Here is a 4,796-nt window from a genome sequence, read left to right as displayed (position 1 = left end):
TCGTAAAACACTCCTGCCCCGCTTCAGGTATACTGTGCACCTTAATTCCACAAACATCAGGCAGACCATGACAGACTTAATCCAACGCCCTCGTCGCCTGCGCAAATCTCCTGCGCTGCGCGCTATGTTTGAAGAGACAACACTTAGCCTTAACGACCTGGTGTTGCCGATCTTTGTTGAAGAAGAAATTGACGACTACAAAGCCGTTGAAGCCATGCCAGGCGTGATGCGCATTCCAGAGAAACATCTGGCACGCGAAATTGAACGCATCGCCAACGCCGGTATCCGTTCCGTAATGACTTTTGGCATCTCTCACCATACCGATGAAACCGGCAGCGACGCCTGGCGGGAAGATGGACTGGTGGCGCGTATGTCGCGCATCTGCAAGCAGACTGTGCCAGAAATGATCGTCATGTCAGACACTTGTTTCTGTGAATACACTTCTCACGGTCACTGCGGTGTGCTGTGCGAGCATGGCGTCGACAACGACGCGACTCTGGAAAATTTAGGCAAGCAAGCCGTGGTTGCAGCTGCTGCAGGCGCAGACTTCATCGCCCCTTCCGCCGCGATGGACGGCCAGGTACAGGCGATTCGTCAGGCGCTGGACGCTGCAGGCTTTAAAGATACGGCGATTATGTCGTATTCGACCAAGTTCGCCTCTTCCTTTTATGGTCCGTTCCGTGAAGCTGCCGGAAGCGCATTAAAAGGCGACCGCAAAAGCTATCAGATGAACCCAATGAACCGTCGCGAGGCGATTCGTGAATCACTGCTGGATGAAGCCCAGGGCGCAGACTGCCTGATGGTTAAACCTGCTGGAGCATACCTCGACATCGTGCGTGAGCTGCGTGAACGTACTGAATTGCCGATTGGCGCGTATCAGGTGAGCGGTGAGTACGCGATGATTAAGTTCGCCGCGCTGGCGGGTGCTATAGATGAAGAGAAAGTCGTGCTCGAAAGCTTAGGTTCAATTAAGCGTGCGGGTGCGGATCTGATTTTCAGCTACTTTGCGCTGGATTTGGCTGAGAAGAAGATTCTGCGTTAATTTTTTTCCTCTCAGAAAGGGGGAGTTAACCTGTTGAAAGTACGGTGAACGCCCCCTCACCCTAACCCTCTCCCCAAGGGGGCGAGGGAACCGTCCGCACTCGTATCACCCCGCCCGATAAAACGGTTTATCCCCAAGAATCGTCGCCCGATGCATAATCCGCCGCTGTGGCAGGTAATCGGCATTGGCATAGTGCTGAGTCACGCGGTTATCCCAAATCGCAATATCATTCGGTTGCCAGCGCCAACGCACCTGAAACTCCGGTTTAGTGATATGGGCGAATAAAAAGCCTAACAAGGCTTCGCTCTCTTTCTCGCTGACATCGACAATTCGCGTAGTAAAGCCTTCATTCACAAACAGCGCCTGTTTACCGCTCACCGGATGCGTTCGCACCACCGGATGTAGCAACGGAGGATTTTTCGCGACCGCCTCGCGCCAGCGTTGATGTTCCTCCTCGGTTTTGCGGTATTTGTATTCCGGGAACGATTTACGGAAATCATGCTCCGCACGCAGCCCGCTCAGCAGCTGGCGGAAGGGAACAGAGAGCGCCTCATAGGCCGCAATACCGCTGGTCCAGAGCGTATCACCGCCGGTCGAAGGTAACTCTTTAGCTGCCAGAATCGCCCCTGCGGGTGGCGTTTCAATAAATGTCACATCGGTATGCCAGTTGTCGTTATCCGGCGGATTATCGTTATGGGTATCCAGCACGATGATCTCGTCAACCCCTTCGGCATGAGGGTAAACAGGGTGAATATGCAGTTCGCCAAAACGCTGGGCCAGCGCGCGTTGCTGCTGCGGCGTAATAGTTTGATCGCGCAGAAACACCACCTGATGGCGCAGCACCGCATGGTAAAGCTGTTCAAACTGATTATCGCTTAACGGGCGCGTCAGGTCGGCACCCGAAATTTGTGCGCCGATATACGGCCCCAGCGGGGTAATGCTCAGACGTTCACTCATTGTACTTCTCCATGCCAGGGCGTCAGACGGCGCTGTAACGCGCGCAAACCTAGTTCTAAAAGAAAGGCGATAATCGCAATCACCGCGATTCCCGCCAGCACCACGTCAGTCGCGAGAAATTCACCCGCTGACTGAACCATAAATCCTAAACCGCGCGTCGCGGCAATCAGCTCCGCCGCTACCAGCGTAGACCAGCCCACACCCAGACCAATGCGTAATCCGGTGAGGATTTCCGGCAGCGCGCCGGGCAAAATGACAAACCACAGCACCTGCGCACGGCTGGCACCCAGCGACTGGGCGGCACGAATGCGAACCTGCTGCGCGCTTTTCACCCCCGCCAGCGCCGACATCGCCACCGGTGCAAAAATCGCTAAATAGATCAGTAAGATCTTCGAGGTTTCACCAATACCAAACCAGATCACCATCAGCGGCAAATAAGCCAGCGGCGGCACGGGACGATAAAGTTCGATTACCGGATCCAGAATGCCGCGCACCGTCGGGCTTAGCCCCATGGCGATCCCGACCGGAATACCGATCACCACCGCCGCGAGTAGCGCCAGCACAATGCGCGTCAGGCTGGCTGCCAGATGCTGCCACAGCGTGGCGTCCATAAATCCCTGCGGTCCGGCAATGGTGAGCAGTTTTGCCAGTACTTGTTGCGGCGGCGGCAAAAACAGCGGGCTAATCAGTTGCAGCGCCGCCACCGTCCACCATACAGTGAGTAAAACCGCTAACGTGCCAATGCTTAAGGTCACCTGACGCGAGAGCGGCCAGCGCCATTTCAGCCGCCGCGAATGCAGTTTTTCATTAATGAGCACACTCATGAGAACGCCTCCCGTTGCTCAAATACGCGGCTTAAAACATATTCGCGCATGGCGATGAATTGTGGATCGGACTTGATGCTGCGGCTCGACTCTCCCGCAACAAAGCGGCGAGCAAAGTTGAGCGGCAGCCGCTCCAGCACACGGCCAGGGCCGGATGAAAGCAGAACCAGTTCAGTCGCCATAAACACCGCTTCTTCTATATCGTGGGTAATCAACAGCACCTGCTTGCCCGTCTCCTGCCAGAGTTTCAGCAGCAGAGTTTGCATCTGGTCGCGGGTGAAGGCGTCCAGCGCACCAAACGGTTCGTCGAGTAATAACAGCTGGGGATTCGCCGCCAGCGCGCGGGCAATCCCCACCCGCTGACGTTGACCACCGGAAAGCTGCCAGATATAGCGTTTTTCTGCGCCTTCCAGCCCCACTTTTTTCAGCATCTGGTGCGCGATTTCCAGTCGCTGCATTTTCTCTATACCTGCCAATTGCAGGCCGAACGCCACGTTGTCCTGTACATTGCGCCACGGTAGTAGCCCTTCATTCTGAAAAACCACCCCGCGCTCTGCTCCCGGTCCCTCAATACGCTTACCCGCCAGTTGAATGCTGCCATGCTGATAAGGCACAAAACCGGCAATCAGATTCAGCAGGGTGGTTTTACCGCAGCCGGACGGCCCCAGCACCACCAGTAGCTCGCCGCTTTCCAGCGTCAGGTTGATATCTTCCAGTACCGGTTTGCCGCCATAATCGGCGTAAAGATGAGAGATTTGCAGCATCTGCGCCTCCTTTTATTGCACGAAGCGCGAGGTAACGTACTGGCTGTAATCATTCGCTACAGCCGGGACCTTGCCCTGCTCTTTCAAAAACTGCGCGGTGTCGATGATCGCTTTGTTCACCGGTCCGGTCAGTTCTACCGTTTGTTGCTGCGGCGTCAGATAGGTATTCCCCTTCACCAGCCCCGGAACGTCACCTTCCGGCACGCCGCTTAAACGCGCCAGTTTGCTGATGTTTTCCGGCTGTTTCAGCCACGCGTCTGGGTTAGCAATGTACGGTTGCTGAGCATCGATGGCGCTTTTAGCGAACGCTTTCACGACCTCAGGATGTTTCTCGGCAAAATCTTTGCGCACCACCCAGACGTCCAGCGTTGGCGCACCCCACTGCCCGACCTGTTCAGAATCGGTCAACACCTTGCCGTCTTTTTCCAGGGCGTTAACCGCCGGTGCCCAGACATAAGCACCATCAATATCACCCCGCTGCCATGCGGCGATAATCGCGGGCGGCTGCAGGTTCACAATCTCCACTTGCCCTGGTTTAATCCCCCAGTGTTTCAGCGCCGCCAGCAGGCTGTAGTGGGTGGTGGAGATAAACGGTACGGCAATGCGTTTGCCAATCAAATCTTCGGGTTTGCTGATAGTTTTCTTTACCACCAGCGCTTCGGAGTTACCCAGTTTTGACGCCAGCAAGAAGACTTCAATCGGCACCTGTTGGCTGGCTGCAACCGCTAATGGGCTGGAACCGAGGTTGCCGATTTGCACGTCGCCAGAAGCCAGCGCCCGCACGATGCTGGCTCCGCTGTCAAACTTACGCCAGTCCACGGTTGCTCCGCTTTCTTTAGCAAAGGTGTTGTCGGCCTGAGCCACTTTCGCCGGTTCGGCTGAGGTTTGATACGCCACGGTGACGTTCACCGCCTGTGCCTGAAAAGCGATGAATGCCAGTGCGGCAAGAAGTGTGTTACGCGATGAAATTGCCATGATTGTCTGCTCCCCTGTCTTGTTATGGGAGCAGTATTCAGGAATAAAAACATTCATTAAAAGAATTAGTCGTTATCGCACAGATGATTTTATTCTTAGCAAAAAAACGGCTAAGGAAAGATTAAATATGCAATTACTCCGTTCTAACAATTGGGAAAATTACTACACTTCATTTTAGTGATGCATAAACAACCACATTACGAGATTTATTACTTCATTATTTCTATCAATATC

General features: G+C 54.5%; 5 protein-coding genes. 1 reads left to right on the top strand and 4 read right to left on the bottom strand.

Features of this window, described 5'->3' with window-relative positions:
• Positions 1–67: 67 nt before the first annotated feature.
• Positions 68–1,042 carry a porphobilinogen synthase gene (gene hemB, locus QZF50_RS22610; RefSeq protein WP_001295337.1) on the top strand — a complete coding sequence of 325 codons (975 nt, stop codon included), beginning with the start codon at positions 68–70 and terminating at the stop codon, positions 1,040–1,042.
• Positions 1,043–1,147: 105 nt separating this feature from the next.
• On the opposite strand, the gene tauD is transcribed toward hemB, so the two are convergent.
• From tauD to tauA, 4 genes are read right to left on the bottom strand one after another with little or no spacing between them, the layout of a single operon-like run.
• Entirely contained in the window at positions 1,148–1,999 is an 852-nt protein-coding gene (gene tauD, locus QZF50_RS22605; protein WP_000004049.1) for a taurine dioxygenase, read from the bottom strand.
• Entirely contained in the window at positions 1,996–2,823 is an 828-nt protein-coding gene (gene tauC, locus QZF50_RS22600) for a taurine ABC transporter permease TauC (RefSeq protein WP_000114607.1), read from the bottom strand. Before tauC ends, tauD begins: the two co-directional genes overlap by 4 nt.
• On the bottom strand, positions 2,820–3,587 hold the full coding sequence (gene tauB / locus QZF50_RS22595; RefSeq protein ID WP_000939395.1) for a taurine ABC transporter ATP-binding subunit: 768 nt from the start codon (positions 3,585–3,587) through the stop codon (positions 2,820–2,822). Before tauB ends, tauC begins: the two co-directional genes overlap by 4 nt.
• 12 nt (positions 3,588–3,599) lie before the next feature.
• Entirely contained in the window at positions 3,600–4,562 is a 963-nt protein-coding gene (gene tauA, locus QZF50_RS22590; RefSeq protein ID WP_001297135.1) for a taurine ABC transporter substrate-binding protein, read from the bottom strand.
• Between the last annotated feature and the right edge of the window lie 234 nt (positions 4,563–4,796).

It is taken from the genome of uncultured Escherichia sp. (assembly GCF_948475835.1).
Lineage (GTDB): Bacteria > Pseudomonadota > Gammaproteobacteria > Enterobacterales > Enterobacteriaceae > ECMA0423.
Note: the sequence above shows the minus strand (reverse complement) of the source record. Positions and strands in the feature narration are given on the sequence as shown.

What these genes read in the sequence shown, in the direction of transcription:
- hemB (WP_001295337.1), top strand. Translation starts at nt 68, where the DNA reads ATGACAGACTTAATCCAACGCCCTCGTCGCCTGCGCAAATCTCCTGCG.
- tauD (WP_000004049.1), bottom strand. Translation starts at nt 1,999, where the DNA reads ATGAGTGAACGTCTGAGCATTACCCCGCTGGGGCCGTATATCGGCGCA.
- tauC (WP_000114607.1), bottom strand. Translation starts at nt 2,823, where the DNA reads ATGAGTGTGCTCATTAATGAAAAACTGCATTCGCGGCGGCTGAAATGG.
- tauB (WP_000939395.1), bottom strand. Translation starts at nt 3,587, where the DNA reads ATGCTGCAAATCTCTCATCTTTACGCCGATTATGGCGGCAAACCGGTA.
- tauA (WP_001297135.1), bottom strand. Translation starts at nt 4,562, where the DNA reads ATGGCAATTTCATCGCGTAACACACTTCTTGCCGCACTGGCATTCATC.